The sequence below is a fragment of the Pelomonas sp. Root1237 genome (genome assembly GCF_001425055.1).
In the GTDB taxonomy this organism is placed as follows: Bacteria; Pseudomonadota; Gammaproteobacteria; order Burkholderiales; family Burkholderiaceae_C; genus Pelomonas.
This window is the reverse complement of record NZ_LMDK01000001.1, coordinates 50,158-67,122: the sequence shown is the minus strand read 5'-3', so window position 1 is coordinate 67,122 and position 16,965 is coordinate 50,158. Positions and strand designations below refer to the sequence as shown.

At 68.8% G+C, this 16,965-nt stretch carries 13 protein-coding genes; 2 read left to right on the top strand and 11 right to left on the bottom strand.

The genetic code is table 11. The annotated features are described in order from the left end of the window. Positions 1–2 precede the first annotated feature (2 nt). Positions 3–134: a hypothetical protein gene (locus ASC91_RS30595; RefSeq protein WP_268795218.1), complete on the top strand. Its 132-nt coding sequence runs from the start codon at positions 3–5 to the stop codon at positions 132–134. Positions 135–155: 21 nt separating this feature from the next. On the opposite strand, the gene ASC91_RS00290 is transcribed toward ASC91_RS30595, so the two are convergent. From ASC91_RS00290 to ASC91_RS00280, 3 genes are all read right to left on the bottom strand, one after another. Continuing rightward, the gene (locus ASC91_RS00290) at positions 156–764 is read right to left on the bottom strand and encodes a PAS domain-containing protein (RefSeq protein ID WP_082532305.1); all 609 of its coding nucleotides are present in this window, start codon (positions 762–764) and stop codon (positions 156–158) included. A 110-nt stretch (positions 765–874) separates the two neighbouring features. After that, a complete protein-coding gene (locus tag ASC91_RS00285; protein ID WP_056190945.1) occupies positions 875–1,360 on the bottom strand; it encodes a heme-binding protein in 486 nt (161 codons plus the stop codon). A 3-nt stretch (positions 1,361–1,363) separates the two neighbouring features. Continuing rightward, positions 1,364–3,604 carry a beta-glucosidase gene (locus ASC91_RS00280; RefSeq protein WP_082532304.1) on the bottom strand — a complete coding sequence of 747 codons (2,241 nt, stop codon included), beginning with the start codon at positions 3,602–3,604 and terminating at the stop codon, positions 1,364–1,366. Positions 3,605–3,804: 200 nt separating this feature from the next. Between ASC91_RS00280 and ASC91_RS00275 the strand changes: the two genes are divergently transcribed. Next, complete coding sequence (locus tag ASC91_RS00275; RefSeq protein WP_082532303.1) at positions 3,805–9,498, top strand: MG2 domain-containing protein; 5,694 nt, start codon at positions 3,805–3,807, stop codon at positions 9,496–9,498. A 22-nt stretch (positions 9,499–9,520) separates the two neighbouring features. Here the strand turns inward: ASC91_RS00275 and ASC91_RS00270 are convergent, their stop codons facing one another. The 8 genes from ASC91_RS00270 to mnmG all read right to left on the bottom strand — a co-directional run bounded on the left by ASC91_RS00270 (position 9,521) and on the right by mnmG (position 16,941). Further along, a complete protein-coding gene (locus ASC91_RS00270; protein WP_056190939.1) occupies positions 9,521–10,549 on the bottom strand; it encodes an OmpA family protein in 1,029 nt (342 codons plus the stop codon). A 16-nt stretch (positions 10,550–10,565) separates the two neighbouring features. Further along, complete coding sequence (locus ASC91_RS00265; protein WP_056190937.1) at positions 10,566–11,597, bottom strand: DUF4892 domain-containing protein; 1,032 nt, start codon at positions 11,595–11,597, stop codon at positions 10,566–10,568. Between the two features lie 100 nt (positions 11,598–11,697). Next, complete coding sequence (locus ASC91_RS00260) at positions 11,698–12,456, bottom strand: N-acetyltransferase (protein ID WP_056190935.1); 759 nt, start codon at positions 12,454–12,456, stop codon at positions 11,698–11,700. Beyond that, on the bottom strand, positions 12,449–12,988 hold the full coding sequence (locus ASC91_RS00255) for a GNAT family N-acetyltransferase (protein WP_056190934.1): 540 nt from the start codon (positions 12,986–12,988) through the stop codon (positions 12,449–12,451). Before ASC91_RS00255 ends, ASC91_RS00260 begins: the two co-directional genes overlap by 8 nt. Further along, on the bottom strand, positions 12,985–13,446 hold the full coding sequence (locus ASC91_RS00250) for a hypothetical protein (protein WP_056190932.1): 462 nt from the start codon (positions 13,444–13,446) through the stop codon (positions 12,985–12,987). Before ASC91_RS00250 ends, ASC91_RS00255 begins: the two co-directional genes overlap by 4 nt. 10 nt (positions 13,447–13,456) lie before the next feature. Continuing rightward, positions 13,457–14,230: a ParA family protein gene (locus ASC91_RS00245; RefSeq protein ID WP_056190929.1), complete on the bottom strand. Its 774-nt coding sequence runs from the start codon at positions 14,228–14,230 to the stop codon at positions 13,457–13,459. A 126-nt stretch (positions 14,231–14,356) separates the two neighbouring features. Further along, positions 14,357–14,983 (bottom strand): 16S rRNA (guanine(527)-N(7))-methyltransferase RsmG, encoded by a 627-nt coding sequence (gene rsmG, locus ASC91_RS00240; RefSeq protein ID WP_056190927.1) that lies wholly within the window; start codon positions 14,981–14,983, stop codon positions 14,357–14,359. Further along, the gene (gene mnmG, locus ASC91_RS00235; RefSeq protein ID WP_056190925.1) at positions 14,980–16,941 is read right to left on the bottom strand and encodes a tRNA uridine-5-carboxymethylaminomethyl(34) synthesis enzyme MnmG; all 1,962 of its coding nucleotides are present in this window, start codon (positions 16,939–16,941) and stop codon (positions 14,980–14,982) included. The genes rsmG and mnmG overlap by 4 nt, the downstream gene beginning before the upstream one ends. Between the last annotated feature and the right edge of the window lie 24 nt (positions 16,942–16,965).

Below are 16,965 nucleotides of genomic sequence, written 5' to 3'. Positions count from 1 at the left end.
GGGTGCCTGATTGCGGCGCCGAACTGATCTTCGACCAGCCCAACGATCTCGTCGTCGACAGCGCGACGACGCATCACAGCAGCTACTTCCAGGACTTGCGCGTGCTCAGCCGGCTGGATGCTCGCTTGCGCTGAGCGGCCTTGCCAGGCGCGTCTCTACACAGTGCGCAGGCTCTCAAGTTGCGCCATGGATGCCTGCAGCAGGTCTTCAACCATGCCGAGCACCCGATCCCGCTCAAGCTCGAGCGCAGCGCGCTCTGCATCGGCGCTGTCGATACCCGACCGGTCGACGCTCAGCAGCAGGTGAAACGGCAGCACCAGCGGCAAACCTTCCATCAAGCCGCGGTGGCCGTCTGCCAACCCGCCCTGGGGCGTGAATGGGCGTTCGGTCAGGTCAATCATGGTCCCGACCATGCGCACCGCCCGGCCCTCGGCGTTGCGCTCGATGACCCGGCCGCGCGAGTGGACGACGCGATACCCCGAGCCATTGCTGCGCAGGCGGAATCTGGCCTCGTAGCTGGGCTGGCTGCCCCGGGCGTGTGCGCTCATGGCTGCAAGCATGCCTTCAAGGTCGGCAGGATGGACCCTGCAGCGCCAGAAGTGGGTGCTATCGGCGCTGTACGGTTCGGGATAACCGAGCTGCTGTTTCCACTGGGGTGAATGGTGAACGGTCTCAAGGTCAAGGCGGAGGTCCCACACGCCAAGCTCACCCGCCTCAATGGCCTGTCGCCACTGAATTTCAGCCGGTGGTCGCTGCATTTCCATGGACGGGGATTGTCATGTCCCGATTCGGCGCTATTCGGCTTTGAGCCCGTCGGAAAGGGCGAATGCAGCGAATCCCAACGCATACCCGCAACTTGCGAGGTCGTTACTACCTACTGGCTGCTCCAAAGCGCCAGTCCACCTGCCGCAAGCGCATGGTCTTCCCACCCGTCGAGGCCCGAAACAATCAAGGTCCCCACTCGGCCCTTGCCGTGCACCGCCAGGGGCAGGGCGCCGCCTTCGGCCTGAAAGAGGGTGGGGTCGAGGCCGGTTTCCGCATGGAAATTGGCCTGGCGTTCGAGGAACTCCAGCCGAACCCGCCATGAACTGTGGCCAAACCGGCGAACGACGTTCTTCTTCCTGATGATCCAGTCCGCGTTGCCTGCGCCCGTGCCATCCATGAAATAGACGAACAGGGGATGGTCGTCGGTCTCCAGGTGAATGGCCACGGGCCGGGCCGCAAACCACTGCTGCGCCAGCGCGAGGATGGATTGCCCGATCCCCATGGCGTCAGCCGCGGTCAGGCGCTCGAGCACGAGTGCTGCTTCCTGGGCCGCACACTGGGCAGCGGTCTCCGGAGCTTTCAAGCGGGAGTCCATGCGCTATCGCGCCTTGTGACGAAGCTGCGCCGACGTGAACCTGCGGCCCGCCAGCACCAGCTGGGCGGTGGCACGGATGTCGTCCGAGCCCGCGCCGAGCTGCACTTCATAGGTTCCGGGGGCGATCACCCAGTTGCCGGTCGACTCGTCGAAGGTGGCCAGCAGCCGCGGGTCGACCGTGACCGCACCCGTGCCGGTCTGACCCGGCTTCAGCGCCAGCTTGTCGAAGCCGACGAGGCGGCGGGGCGCTTCCCATTGGGCGCTCTGCGGCGCACGGACGTAGACCTGGCCGACCGAGGCACCGTCGCGCTTGCCGGCGTTCTTGACGGTGAACTTGACGGTCACCTGCCCGCCGGCCTTCTGGGCTTGTTCTGCCTTGAGGCCGCCCAGCTCGAAGCTCGTGTAAGACAGGCCATGGCCGAAGGCGTACAGCGGCTTGTGGCCGTGCAGGTCAAACCACTTGTAGCCCACGGCGGCGCCCTCGGTGTAGCGGACCGTGAACAGCGGGCCGTCCGACTTGCCGCCGATCTGCCGGCGCACCAGCTGATCCGTGCTCGCAGGGAAGGTGATGGGCAGGCGGCCGGAGGGGTTCACCTCGCCGGTGAGGATGCGGGCGATGGCCTCGCCGCCGGCCGCGCCCGGGTAGAAGGCCGCGAGGATGCCCTTCACATCCTTCTCCCAGGGCATCAGGATGGCGCCGCCGCTCTCGACGACGACCACCGTGTTCGGGTTCGCCTTGGCGACCGCGCTGACGATGGCGTCCTGGTTGCCTTCCAGCGTCAGCGACGCGTCCAGCGACTCGGCGGTCCATTGGTGGACGAAGACGATGGCCATGTCCGCCGCGGCTGCGGCCTTGCCGGCGGACTCGACGTTGGTGCCCGCGTCGAAGGTGAATGCCGTCTGCGGCCGCAGACGCTGCAGCGCCTTCATCGGCGATGAGGGCTGCCATACCTGGGTCAGCCAGCCGCCCGGGCCGAGGCCGGTGACGGCGGTGCCGCCGATGGGCGTGACGGACGCCGAGCCACCACCGGCGAGCACCGCCTTGTCGGCGTACGAGCCGATGAGGGCCACGCGCTTGGGCGCCCCCAGCGGCAGCAGGCCGGCCTCGTTCTTCAGCAGTACCAGCGACTGCTCCGCGGCGGCCTGCGAGACCTGCGCGTGGGCGGCAAAGTCGATGGGGCCTGGCTTGAGCGGGTGGTCCATCACGCCCTTGTCGAACATCGCCCAGAGGATGCGCCGGGCCATGTCGTCGATGCGCGACCGCGGCACCGAGCCGTCCTCGACGGCCTCCTTCAGCGGCTTGGCAAAGTACGGGGCCTTGTCGAAGGGGAAGCCGGACTGCTGGTCAAGCCCGGCGGTGGCAGCGAGCACGGTCGAATGCACGGCGCCCCAGTCGGACATCACGTAGCCCGGGTAGCCCCAGTCGCCCTTGAGCACCTTGTTCTGCCAGAAGGCGTTCTGGCAGGCGTAGACATCGTTGATGCGGTTGTAGGAGCACATCACGGAGCCGGGGCTGGACTTCTCGATGGCGAGCTCGAAGGCCAGCGCGTCGCTCATGCGCAGCGCGGACTCGCCAATCTGCGCGCTGACGATGTTGCGGCCGGTCTCCTGCGCGTTGATCAGGTAATGCTTGATCGTCGAAATGATGTGGTTGGCCTGCACGCCGCGGATCAGCCCGGCGGCCATGTCGGCGGCGAGCAGCGGATCCTCGCCGGTGTATTCGAAGTTGCGGCCGTTCTGCGGTTCGCGCGCGAGGTTGACGCCGCCCGCCAGCATGACGTTGAAGCCCGACAGCCGGGCCTCCCGCCCGATCATCTTGCCGCCGGCCTCGGCCACACGCGGGTCCCAACTGGCGGCCGTGGCCAGCGACGAGGGCAGTGAGGTGCGCTCCAGGTTGGGATTGCGCACGCCGATGGACGCGTCGGCCTGGTGCTGGGCCGGTAGCCCCAAGTGCTCGATGCCGGGGATGTAGCCGGCCGAACCCGGAATCACCGTGGCGATGACCTCCTTGGTGTTGACGCCGGGGATCACGGCGCTGTCCACCTGCGCCAACTGGTCGCCCGAGGCGTAGCCGAACACCAGCAGCAGCTTCTCATCCAGCGTCATCGCCTTGAGCAGCAACTCGGTGCGCTGCGCGGCGCTCTTGGCCTTGTCCGTCCAGGGCTGGGCATCGGCGGCGAGCAGGGGCTGCGCGGCGGCGCAGAGGGCCAGCGCTACGGCCGTGGCCACCAGGGAGGCATGCATTGATTTCATGGCGAAAGGCGCATTGCGGCCGGGGTGGAATCGGTTCCAGCATCGCAGCGGTGGGGCGGACTCTACCTGGATAGCCCGGTAGGTTAATGGGGTGAACGCAGTGAACCCCCAACGCATGCCAGCAGCACGCCGTGGCGCATCGGTAGGGCCCCCACAATTGCCGCCAATAACTAACCATAGGGAGACACGGCATGCCTCACGCCCCGGCAGCACTGCCTTTTTCCGCACGGATGCTCGCCGCCTGCGTGCTGGCCATGACCCCGCTGCTCGCCAGCGCGGCGGAGCCCGCCGCGCGGGTGCTCGCCTTCAGCCCGCAGGGGCAGGTACCGGGTGCGGAGCAGGTCAGGGCCACCTTCAGCGAGCCCATGGTGCCTATGGGCAAGGTGGCCGCGCCGGGGCCGTTCGAGGTGGACTGCGGGCTGGCCGGCGATGCGCACTGGGTGGATGACCGCACTTGGGTGATGGATCTGAAGGACCAGGCGCGCGACGGCCGGGCCTGCGAGTTCCGTGTCAAGCCCGCGCTGAAGTCCCTGGCCGGGCATGCCGTGGGCGAGCCGCTGGCGTTCCGCTTCCAGCTGCCGGCGTTGACCGATGAGATGAAGCGCTACGTCGCGAACGTTGTTCCCCACCACGGCGCGGCCTGGGTCGCGGAGGACCAGGTCTTTCTGCTGCGCTACACCCATCCCCTGGGCAGCACCCCGACCGACGTTCGCTGCGAGGCGCCGGGCCAGCCCGAGGCGCCGGCCCTCCACCTGCCGACCGAGGTTCGCGACGGGCTGAAGAAGCAGGCCAGCTGGATGTGGGAGGCGCCCGACCGCCTGGAGGCGGTGCGCTGCCCCTTTGCGCTGGCGCCCGGGAGGCCCGTCACGCTGCGGCTGGTGCGCCCGACCTTGAAGCCCCATGAGCTGACATTCACAGCTCGCGCGCTGCCGGCCGTGACCGTGGCGTGCAGCCGCCTGCAGCCCGACGGCGACTGTGCCGCCAACTTCCCCATCGCCCTGGAGTTCAACGCGGCGATGCCTGAAGCCCTGCTTCGCGAGATCAAGCTGGACGTGGGGCAGGGCTTGCGCCCCGGCACGGTGACCGTCCAGCCAGCCACGCTGACTTCCGGCGCCAGCAGCACGGTCACTTTCGAAGGCGGTTTCCAGCCCCGGGCCGAGTACCGGATCCGCTGGCCGGCGCAGGACTTCGTGGACGACGCGGGCCGCAAGCTGGCGCGTGACCGCCGGCCCGCCAGCATCAAGACGCTGCCCGCGCTGGGGCTGGCGTACCTTCCGGTGCCGACGGTGTCGATCCGGCCGCTTCAGGCCGACAACATGGTGCCGGTCTTCCTCCAGGGGGCGGCCACGCAGCCGGTCATCCGCGAAAAACTCATCGGGGCCGGCGACGGCGGCGAGGCGGCAGACCAGCTCATCCTGCGGTGGATGGGGCTGCTCGGCGCCGGTGAGGGCCCGCGCCACTACTTCTCGATGCCCGACGCCTGGCGCCCGCGCTGGGAGGTCGCTCCGCCCCTGTTGGGCGACGCTGCCGCCATCCCGCTGCAGGCCGTGGAGGCTGCGGTCTCTCCCGAGGCCCGCCGTGGGCGGGTGGCGCTCAGGGGCGCGGGCCTGCACCTGCTTGAACTGCAGGCGTTCGCTGTGCAGGGCGGGGCCAACCCCGTGTACGAAAGTGTGGCTGTGTTGCTGACGCGGCTGGCCGTGCACTTGAAGGTTGCCGAGACCAACAGCGCCGTGTGGGTGACGCAGCTGGACGGCGGCGCCCCGGTCGCTGCGGTGGACCTCAGGGCCTATGACTGCCGCGGCACGCTCGTCTGGCAGGGCCGCAGCGATGCCGACGGCCTGGCGTCCATCGACCGCAGCGCGCTCGCCAGCTGCAGCGACTCCCTCGGTGCCGGCGTGACGGTCATCGCCCGGCATACCTGGCCCGATGGCGAGCGGGATGTCTCGGTCGCCAGCAGCCGCTGGACGAGCCTGCTCGACGCCGCCAGCTACGGCGTCCACCGAACCTGGGACAGCTCGTTCATCCGGGCGCATACCGTGCTGGACCGCAGCCTGTTCAAGCCGGGCGAGACGGTGTCGATGCGGCACGTGGTGCGTCGGGAGACCGAGGCCGGGCTGGCCGCAGGCGAGCTTCCCCGCGAGGCGACGATTGTTCATCACGGATCGGGCAAGAAATGGACCGTCCCGCTAGAGGAGATCGCGCACGGCGAAGGGCTCTCCCGCTTAGAGCTGCCCAGTGACGCGCCCTTGGGTAGCTACGGGGTGGTTCTGAAGCTCGGCGAGGGTTCGTCGTCGAACGTTACCGACCACGACACGGCGCAATTCGCCGTCGAAGCCTTTCGCCTGCCCGGCATGCTGGGCGCGATCCAAGCGCCACGGCTGACCTTCGGCGCGGCACCGACGCTGCAGCTAGACCTTCATCACGCCGATGGCGGGGTGGCGCAGCACTGGCCCGTCACGCTGAGGGTCTATGTCCAGGCGCAGGGATACCGCACGCCCGATGTGCTCGATGGCTACACGGACATGCCGGCCTTCCTCGACGACGCGGACGCATCGAAGCCTGAGCCGGCCCAACTGCTGCTGGACACGCAGTCGTTGCAGCTCGATGCCCAGGGCCATGCGCAGGCCACGCTGCCCGCGCTGCCCCGGCGCGCACGGCCCTATGTGCTGCGTGCCGAACTGAGCTATCAGGACCCCAACGGCGAGGCCCAGACCGTGTCGCAGGGCTTTGACGTGCAGCCCAGCCTGCTGACGGTCGGCGTGCGTACGAGAGGCTCGGTCGCGGTCCTGCGGCCGCTGGAAGTGCAAAGCCTGGTGCTCGACGACAGCGGGGCGCGGCGCAGCCGGCAGCCCGTCAGCGTGAGCGCCAGGCGCAGGGACGCATACGTCTCCGGCCCCGTCGAGGATCTGGGCGAGGTCTGCAAGGGCCTGACCGATGACAAGGGCGAGCTGGTGTGCGGCTTCGTGCCCCGCAAGGCTGGCGTGTACCGGTTCGAGTCGACCGCAGCGGACGCGGATGGCAGGGTGGCCACCGCCTACAGCGTGTCCACGGTTTCTGATGCGCAGCGCTTGCCGGCCGCCCCGCTGTTTGTGAACGCCGACAAGGCCCTGTATCGCGAGGGTGAAACGGCCAGCATCGCGGTCTCCAGCCCCTTCAAGCGGTCGCGTGTGTGGCTGACGATGGAGCGCCAGGGTGTCCTCGAGTCCCGCGTGCTCACGCTGGACGCGGCGCGGGCCAACATCCCGCTGCGTATTCGCCGCGAATGGGCGGGCAATGTGTCGGTCTCGCTGCTGGCGCTGGATGCCGATGCGGGGCCGCTGCCTGCGGCCGTGGCCACGGGCATCACCGAACTGATGGTGTCCACCGAAGCCCATGCGCTGCGGGTCAGCCTCGCGCCCGACCGCGCGCGCTACCAGCCCGGCGACACCGCCCGGGTCCGCATCCACGTCGCGACGGCAGATGGCAAGCGGCTGCCCGTAGCGCGCAAGCTCAGCTTTGTGGCGGTGGACGAAGCGTTGCTGAGCCTGAAGGGCAACCCGAGCTGGCAGCTGCTGGCCCGGATGCAGGCCCCCCGCCTGCACAACGTGTACACGACCAGTGGCTTGGTCATGAACCCCGCAGTGGACGAGCGGGCCATGCTGCGCTCCGCGGAGGTCATGCTCATGGACATCCTTCAGCTCTCGGCTGACAAGGCCGCCGGGATTGTGGCTGTCACGGGCCAGCGGAGTGCGTTGCAGAGTGCCCAGAAGATCAAGCAGAACGACGGCGTGTATCCCGAGGTATTGCAGCGTGTGGTCGGGGCAGCGGGGGTCACCGTCTCGCGCCGCGCCGGCAGTGACGCGGCGGCGCCGCCGGCCCGCACCCTGCTCGATTCCCTGCTGTACTGGCAGGCCGACGTGCCCGTCGACGACAACGGCGACGCCGTCGTGAGCTTTCCCATCAAGGACGGGCTGAGCCGCTTCCGGCTGGTGGCGGTGGCCAGCGCCGGCAGCGAGGACTTCGGCACCGGCGCGGCCCACCTGGACGTGATGAAGGACCTGCAGCTCACCGCCGGCCTGCCGCCGCGTGTCCGCGATGGCGACCGGTTTGCGGCGCTGGTGACGGTGCGCAACACATCCGCGGGCCCAATCACGCTGGATGCCAGCGCCGGCCTCGCCGGCCAGGCCGCACTGCCGGCCCAGGCGCTGCGCCTGGCGGCGGGCGAGGCGCGTCAGATCAGCTGGCAGGTGCGCGTGCCGCAGGGTGCCCAGGCCTTGACCTGGCGCTTCGCTGCGAAGGAACGCGGCGCTGCGGGCCGGCAGGACGTGCTGGAGACCACGCAGCAGGTCGAACCCGCCGTGCCCGTGACCGTGCAGGCGGCCACGCTGGCCCAGGTCAACGGCAGCTTTGACGTGCCGGCGTTCGGCTTCGACGGCGCCGGGGCGGTAGCCGGTACCGCCCGCGTGGCCGTGCAGTTGCTGCCCTCCCTGGCCGGCCAACTGGGCGGCGTGCAGGCTTGGCTCGCCAGCTACGCCTACCGCTGCCTGGAGCAGAGGGTGTCGCGCGCCGTCGGCATGCACGACCGCAAGGCCTGGGATGCGGCCATGGCGGAGCTGCCGCGCTACCTGGACGAAGACGGCCTGGCCAACTACTTCCCGCCCGAATCCGCCCTCGCGCGGCTGGGCAGCGACACGCTGACCGGTCATCTGCTGGACCTGGCCGACGCGTCGGGCTGGCCCATTCCCGAGGCCGAGCGCAAGCGTATGCTGGCCGGGCTGGAAGGCTTTGCCGCCGGGCGCATCAAGCGCGCGTTCTGGGCGCCCAGCGAGGACGGCCTGGCGCGCAGGATCGGCGCGCTGGCGACGCTCGCGCGCTACCAACGGCTCGCACCCGGGCAGCTCGACGCCATCCGCGTCGACCCCGACGAGTGGACCACCCGCATGCTGATCGACTGGCTGACGGTGCTGAGGAAAGCCGATGCGCAGCTGGCCCTGCAGACTGCGGCCGCGAACGCACTGCGCGCCCGGCTGACCTACCAGGGGCGCCGGATGGTCTTCTCCACCGAGGCCCGCGACTACTGGTGGTGGCTGATGAGCCACGGCGACGTGGACGCCGCGCGCCTGCTGCTTGCCGTGGCCGACCTGCCCGATTGGAAAGCCGACCTGCCACGCCTGCTGACGGGGCTGCTGAGCCGCCAGCAAACGAACGGCGCCTGGGCCACCACCAACGCCAACGCCTGGGGCACGCTGGCCGTCGATGCCTTCGCGCGCCTGCTGGAGCCGGTGCCCGTGGCCGGCGAGACGCGCATCGCGCTCGGCCAGCAACGCAAGACCCTGAGCTGGAAAGAGCCGGGCAGCAAGTCCTTCGACGCTCCCCTGGGCAAGGCCACCGACGCGCTGCACATCCAGCACGATGGCGCCGGCGCGCCCTGGGCTTCGGTGGAGGTGCGCGCCGCCGTGCCGCTGACGGCGCCGCGCTCAGCCGGTTACAGCCTGAGCCGCAGCATCACCGCCGTGCAGCAGAAGGTGCCGGGCCAATGGCATGTGGGCGACATCGCGCGCGTGCGCCTGAGCATCCATGCCCAGGCCGACATGAGCTGGGTCGTGGTGGATGACCCGGTGCCGGCCGGCGCCAGCATCCTGGGCAACGGCCTGGGCCGTGATTCCGCCGCCGCCCAGGCCGGCGAGCAGCGCACGGGCAACGCCTGGCCGCTGTACCAGGCCCGCGACTTCACGTCGTTCAAGTCCTTCTACCGCCACGTGCCGCGCGGCGACTTCAGCCTCGAATACACGATCCGCCTCAACAACTCCGGCCAGTTCACTTTGTCTCCCACCCGCGTGGAGGCCATGTACGCGCCGGAGGTGTTTGGCGAGGCGCCGAACGCGGTGTTCGGCATCGAGCCGTGAGGCAGGGCCTGGCGCCGCCGGGCTATTGCGCCACCAGCTCCACGCGCCGGTTGCGCGCCCGCCCTGTGTCGTCGCCATTGCCCGCCACCGGTGCCAGGCTGGCCAGGCCCTTGGCGCTCAGGCGCTTGGTGTCGACCTTGTACGGCGCCGCGGTCAGGGCCAGCACGACGGCGCGGGCGCGCTCCATGCTCAGCGCCTGGTTGGCCTCGAAGGTGCCGACGTTGTCGGTGTGGCCGACGATGTACGCCTTCAGCGTGGGCTGGTTCTTCAGCAGCTCGGCCATCGCGTCGAGCTGGGCCTTGGACTCGGGCTTGAGCTCGGTCTTGCCGGTGTCGAAAAAGAGGCCCGTAAGCGTCACGCGACCCTCGGCGGCGAGGCCGGCCTGCAGCGCGGCGGGGTCCACCGTGACCTGGCCGGTCTCCATGGCCTTGGGCTCGACGATCTGCAGATAGGTGGCCACCATGCCGGTGGTGGCGTTCGCGGCCAGCGAGTTGTAGAGCAGCACGGTGGCTTCCTGGCCGGGCTTGCCCAGCGTGCCGACGAGCATGCGGCCCTCGTCGCCGGACAGGGCCGAGGTCAGGCTGTAGCGGCCGCTGCTGGGGGTGTCGACCGTGCCCTTGGCCCAGTTGAAGCCCTTGGTCGGATCGCTCTGCTTGAGCCAGGCGAAGTAGAGGTCGAAGCAGTCGCGCTCGCACGAGAAGCGCTTCTTGAAGCCGGCGGCATTCAACGCCTGCTCGTAGTTGCGCCACACCTCCAGCGCCGACTTGCCGCGCGGCGCGATGTAGACCGTCTGCGTGACCTTGCCCTCGAGGTTGAGCATCGGGTCCTTGAACTGCCGCTTGTCGGCCTTGGACAGCTCGACGCTGGCGGGCAGCACGGCGGCGTCCCAGTTGGAGACATGCTGGCCGGCGAGCCAGGAGCCGGCGAAGCGCCTGACGAGGGGGTGGTCGGCGGCGCCGGGCACGTCGGCGTAGGGTGCGTCGGCGGCTGGCGCGCTGAGATGGACGGCGGCGGCCAGCAGGGCGGCGGTGAAGCGGAGGGTGATGTTCATGGCGTCGTTGCGGGCGTTATTGCAGGACCATCTCGACGCGGCGGTTCTTGGCGCGGCCGTCATCGCTGGTGTTGGGCGCCACGGGCGCGAAGTTGGCGATGCCCCGCGCCTGCAGCCGGGTGGCCGCAATGCCGCGTTGGGTCAGCGCAGCCACCACCGCCTTGGCCCGACCGTCGCTGAGCGCGAGATTGGCGTCGATGGCGCCGACGTTGTCGGTATGGCCGACGATGAGCACCTTCAGCGCCGGCTGGGCCTTGAGCACGGCGGCCATCTGGTCGAGCTGCGCGTTGCTCTCGGGCTTGATTTCGGTCTTGCCGGTGTCAAAGAAAAGGCCGTACAGGGCGATGCGCCCTTCAGCCTGCAGGCCCTGGCCGATGGCCTTGGCGTCGACGGTGACCTGGCCGGCGGGCATGGCCTTGGGCTCGACGATTTCGATGTAGGTGGCGGCGCGGTTGGTGTACTCGTTCTCGGCCATGGACGTGAACAGCAGCAGGTTCAGCGAGCGGCCGCCGCTGGCCAGCGTGCCCACCAGCATGCGGCCTTGGTCATAGGTGATGGCCGCGGCCAGGGGCCAGGCGGCGCCCCGGTGGTCGCCGTCCATGGCGGGCAGGTCGCCCTCAGCCCAGTGCATGCCCTTCATGCGCTCGTACTTGTCCAGTGCGAAGTGGGCCTTGGTGCAGCCCTGCGCCTCGCTCTCGCATTGCCAGGTGGTCTTGAAGCCGGCAGCGATCAGCGCCTGCTGGTAGTTGCGGTAGACCTCCAGCGGGCTCTTGCCCAGCGGAGCCAGGTAGAAGAGGCGGGTCACCTTGCCTTCGAGGCTGACCGGGCGATTGAACTTGTCGTTCTCGGTCTTGGACACGCCGCTGGCGTCGGGAAAGCTGCGCTGCTCCCAGTCCTGCTGCGCATAGCCCACCAGCACGCTGCCGGCAAAGCGCTTGAGGACGGGGTGGTCGGCGCTCTTGGCGACGTCGGCCTTGGGGGCGTCGGCCTGCGCAGTGGCGAGGGTCAGGGCGGCAAGAAGGGCGAGGGCAGCGCGGAGTGGCGTCATGAGTGGCGGCGGGTTGGAGGCGCGATGTTGACGCAGCCAACGCGCGAGACCCTCGCCACAGCGACCTGCAAACGTGGGAGCCGAAAGAAGTGACTCGCCGTCAGACGAGTTGCTTCTCCGGGCTGCGGTAGTGATACCGGTAGGCGAACACGAAGCCCATGCGCGCATACAGGCGTTGGGCGGCGGCGTTGTCGCTGCCTACCTGCAGATAGGCCTGGCGAGCGCCCTGCGCGTGGGCGAGGGCCAGCAAGGCCTGGCACAGGCGCTCGCCATGGCCCTGGCGCGGCACGGCGGAGAAGATGTCGTAGAGGCCGACGATGTCGCCATCGACGACCATTTGCCCGCAGGCCAGCAGCGCGCCGCCGGCGTCGTTCAGTGCGAAGCCATGGTAGGTGACCGGGGCGTTAGCAATGCGCTCCGTGTGGGCCGCAATGGCCGTCGCTGACGAGCCGCGCAGTGTGCCGACGATGCTGGCATAGGCGCCTGCATCAAGGGCCTGGAGGGGGGTAGGTGAGGGTTCCGGTATGAGGGCATCCAGCACCATCACGTCGGCCGCATCGAACACCCCCCAGCCCTTGGCAGCGAGCAAGGCGTCGAGGTCGGCCGGCTGGCTCCAGGGCGTCACGCGCACGGCCAGCGGCAGGCCGGCGGCGTCGTAGGCGCGTTGGCAACGGGCCAGCAGCTCATCCAGCGGCAGGCTGCCCTGGCGCAGCGCATTGATGCAGCGCGAGCGCTTGGCCTTGCCGGGCGACAGCCGGATCAGCCAGCCGTCGATGTCGGCCTGCTGGGGCGGGGCGCTGGCGTCGAGCCCGGCATGCTCGGCGCGCAGGGCGAGGGCCTGAATGCCGGTCTCAGGCATGGGACAGAAGCATGGCAGGGTCGCGCCAGATGCAGCGCCATTCGGGCAGGCAGACGCCACCAAAGGGCGGGGTCGTGCCGGGGTCGATGAACTCGGCGCCCATGCGGGCGTAGAAGCGCTTGGCGGGTTCGTTCTGGTCCAGCACCCACAGGTGCAGAGGCTGGTTGTGCGCCGGCCCCAGCTCGCGAACGATGGCTTGCAGCAGCAGGCGGCCGATGCCGCCGCCCTTCAGCTCGGGGTGGACATGCAGGTTGTCGACCAGCGTGCCGCAGACTGGGTCGTGGCCCGGCAGCACATAGGCAAAGCCGATCATCTGGCCGGCGGCGTCTTCCGCGACGATGCCGAAGGCGGACGCAGCCGGCGACGTCTGCAGGCGCTCACGCCAGACGGCCTGGCGCTCGGCGAACACGTCGTGGTCGAGAAAGCTGTCGGGCACGATGCCGCGGTAGGCGCTGCGCCAGCTGGTGGCGTGCAGGGCGGCGACGGCGTCCGCGTCGGCCGGCGTCATGGGGCGCAGGACAGCCAAGCTCATGGCTTTGCGCCATCGGGGGCGTTGAGATAGGTCCGGTAGGTCATGTCGACACCGTCGCTGCGGGCCGCGGATCGGATCGGGCGTGAGCCGGCAGGGTAAGCGATGTCCAGATGATCATCGGCCAACCAATGGAGATCGACGAGGCCGTCTCGCATGGACAGATGGTCGTCGACGGCCGAGCCCAGTGAGATGGCAAAGAAGCCGCGAGGTAGGGCTTGGGGATCAATGCGCCGCTCGGTCGTGGGGACGATGACCACCTGGCGCGAGAAACCGGTGGTCGCGCCGCAGTCGATTTCATAGACGATGGCCGTGAGTTTGCCGCTGGGCGATCGCACCTTGGTGAAGACCTCGGTTGCGCACAGATCGGCGGGGAACAGCTGATTCAGCAGCACCGAGCAGCCGCCGATCAGTGCGGCGATGGCCAGCGCCACCCAGGACAGTGCGCGCCTCCAGCGCATCAGCGGGTTCTCACCGCATCGTCTCGATCCGCCTCACCATCTCCTTGGCGAACTCGACAAAGGCCTGGGCCCCCTTGGAGCTGGGGTCGAACACCACGCCCGGCAGGCCGTAGCTTGGCGCCTCGGCCAGCCGCACATTGCGCGGGATGACGGTGTCGAAGACCTTGTTGCCGAAGTGAGCCTTGAGCTGGTCGCTGACCTGCTGCTGCAGTGTGATGCGCGGGTCGAACATGACGCGCAGCAGGCCAATGATCTGCAGGTCGGGGTTCAGGTTGGCGTGGATCTGCTTGATGGTGTTGACCAGGTCGGTCAGGCCTTCGAGTGCGAAGTATTCGCACTGCATGGGCACGATGACACCGTGGGCGCTGCACAGGCCGTTCAGCGTCAGCATGGACAGCGACGGCGGGCAGTCGATCAGGATGAAGTCGTAGTCCTTGCCAGCATCGAGCAGGGCGGCCTTCATGCGGGCCTCGCGGCGTTCCAGCGCCACCAGATCCACCTCCGCGCCGGCCAGTTCGCGGTTGGCGCCGAGCACGTCGTAGCCGGCCTTCTCGGCACGAGTCTTGGCCTCGGCCAGGGAGGCGGACTCCAGCAGCACGTCGTAGACCGTCAGCTCCAGCTTGCGCTTGTCGATGCCGGAACCCATGGTGGCGTTGCCCTGTGGGTCCAGGTCGACGACCAGCACGCGCTGGCCGATCTGGGCCAGGCCGGCGGCGAGGTTGACGGTGGTGGTGGTCTTGCCGACGCCGCCCTTCTGGTTGGCGATGCAGAAAATCTTGGCCATCTGTTGGTTTGTCGGGGCGTCGGGTTCGAGGCGCGAGGATAAAGGCGAACACAGCCACAGAGGCACAGAGACACAGAGGAGAGAAGCTGAATTTCTCCGTGCCTCTGTGTCTCTGTGGCTTTGTTTCTACTTAGGCCGCATCCAGATGATGCAGCGCTGGGCGTCCAGGCCCGGAACGACCAGTTGTTCCACGTGAAACACATCCACGTCGGCGGGCAAGGCAGCGATCTCGTCGGCCGGGTGCTGGCCCTTCATGGCCATCCAGACCGCACCTTCGGCCAAGTGTTGGCGGGTCAAGCTGGTGAAATCGACCAGCGAGGCGAAGGCGCGGGACGTGATGACGCCGAAGGGCTCGGTGCTCAGCGCCTCGACGCGGCTGTGCACACCGCGCAGGTTGGGCAGCTTCAACTCGGCTGCGACCTGCTGGATGAAGGTGGTTTTCTTGGCGACGGCATCGACGCAGCTCACATCGGTGCCGGGGCAGCAGATCGCGATGACGACACCGGGCAGGCCGCCCCCGGCGCCCACATCCATCAGCCGGGCCGGCACGCCGTGGCGTTTCAGCGGCGCGATGACGGACAGGCTGTCCACCAGGTGGTGACTCAGCATCTGCGCCGGGTCACGGACGGCGGTCAGGTTGTAGACCTTGTTCCACTTCTGCAGCAGGGCCAGGTAGGCCAGCAACTGGTCGAGTTGGGTGTCGCTGAGTTCGAGGCCGAGTTCGCGTGCCGCCGCTTGGAGCGTGTCCCTCATGCAGTCACCGCAACATCGGCAGCTTCCGTGAAGCCCTTGAACTTGCCCTTCTTCAGGTGCACCAGCAGCAGCGAGATGGCGGCCGGGGTGATGCCGGAGATGCGCGAGGCCTGACCCAGCGTCTCGGGGCGGTGGGTGTTCAGCTTCTGGCGCGCCTCGAAGGAGAGGGCGTGCACAAGGCCGTAGTCCAGCTCGTCGGGCAGTTTGAGGTGTTCGAAGTGCGCGGCGCGGGCGACGTCGTCGACCTGCTTGTTGATATAGCCGGCGTACTTGGTGCTGATCTCGACCTGTTCGGTGACGAGGTCGGCAAGCTCCTGGCCCAGCTCAGCGGTCAGTGTTTCACGTGAAACACCCGCCTCGGGGCGCGCGATCGCCGCGACTTCGGCGACGGTGTCGAACAAGACGCCGGGCCGGCGCAGCAGTTCGACCAGTGTGTATTCACGCTCCAGCGCCTTGCCGACCAGCCGCTCGGCGTCCGCTGCCGGCAAGATGCCGGGATGGACCCAAGTGCTCTTCAGCTTCTCCGTTTCACGTGAAACAGCGTCGCGCTTGCGGTTGAAGGCGGCCCAGCGCTCGTCGTCCACCAGGCCGAGCTGGCGGCCGGTCTCTGTCAGGCGCGCGTCGGCGTTGTCTTCTCGCAGCTGCAGCCGGAACTCGGCGCGGCTGGTGAACATGCGGTAGGGCTCGGTCACGCCCTTGGTGATGAGGTCGTCCACCAGCACGCCCAGGTAGGCTTGGTCGCGCGCGGGCGTCCAGGCATCGTCGCCGCGAACCTGCAGTGCGGCGTTCAAGCCGGCGAACAGGCCTTGCGCCGCCGCTTCCTCGTAGCCGGTGGTGCCGTTGATCTGGCCGGCGAAGAACAGGCCCTGGATGACCTTGGTCTCGAACGAGGCCTTCAGCCCGCGCGGGTCGAAGTAGTCGTACTCGATAGCGTAGCCGGGGCGCAGGATGTCGGCGTTCTCCAGGCCCGGGATGCTGCGTACGGCGGCGAGCTGGATGTCGAAGGGCAGGGAGGTGGAGATGCCGTTCGGGTAGAACTCGTGCGTCGTCAGGCCTTCGGGCTCCAGGAAGATCTGGTGCGAGTCCTTGTCGGCGAAGCGATTCACCTTGTCCTCGATGCTGGGGCAGTAGCGCGGGCCCACGCCCTCGATGACGCCGGTGAACATGGGGCTGCGGTCAAAGCCGCTGCGGATGATCTCGTGCGTGCGCAGGTTGGTGTGCGTGATCCAGCAGGGCACTTGCTGCGGGTGCATGGCTGCCTTGCCCATGAAGCTGAACACGGGCATTGGGTCCAGGTCGCCGGGCTGCGCCTCGCACTTGCTGAAGTCGATGGTGCGGCCGTCGATGCGCGGCGGCGTGCCGGTCTTCAGGCGCCCTTGGGGCAGCTTCAGCTCCTTGAGCCGAGCCGATAGCGACACGGCCGGCGGATCGCCCGCGCGGCCGGCGCTGTAATTCTCCAGGCCGACATGGATGCGGCCGTCCAGGAAGGTGCCGGCCGTCAGCACGACGGCGCGCGCGCGGAAACGGATGCCGGCTTGCGTGACGGCGCCCACGACGCGGTCGCCTTCCACCACTAGGTCGTCCACCGCCTGCTGGAACAGCATCAGGTTGGGCTGGTTCTCCAGCCGGCGGCGGATGGCGGCCTTGTAGAGGATGCGGTCGGCCTGGGCTCGGGTGGCGCGCACGGCCGGGCCCTTGCTGCCATTGAGGATGCGGAACTGGATGCCGCCTTCGTCGGTGGCCAGCGCCATCGCGCCGCCCAGCGCGTCGACCTCCTTGACGAGATGGCCCTTGCCGATGCCGCCGATGCTGGGGTTGCAGCTCATCTGGCCCAGCGTCTCGATGTTGTGGGTCAGCAGCAGCGTCTGCGCACCCATGCGCGCGGCAGCGAGCGCCGCCTCGGTGCCGGCATGGCCGCCACCGACGACGATGACATCGAATTCCTTGGGGTAGAGCATCTCGGTCCTGGAAAGAACAGCAGC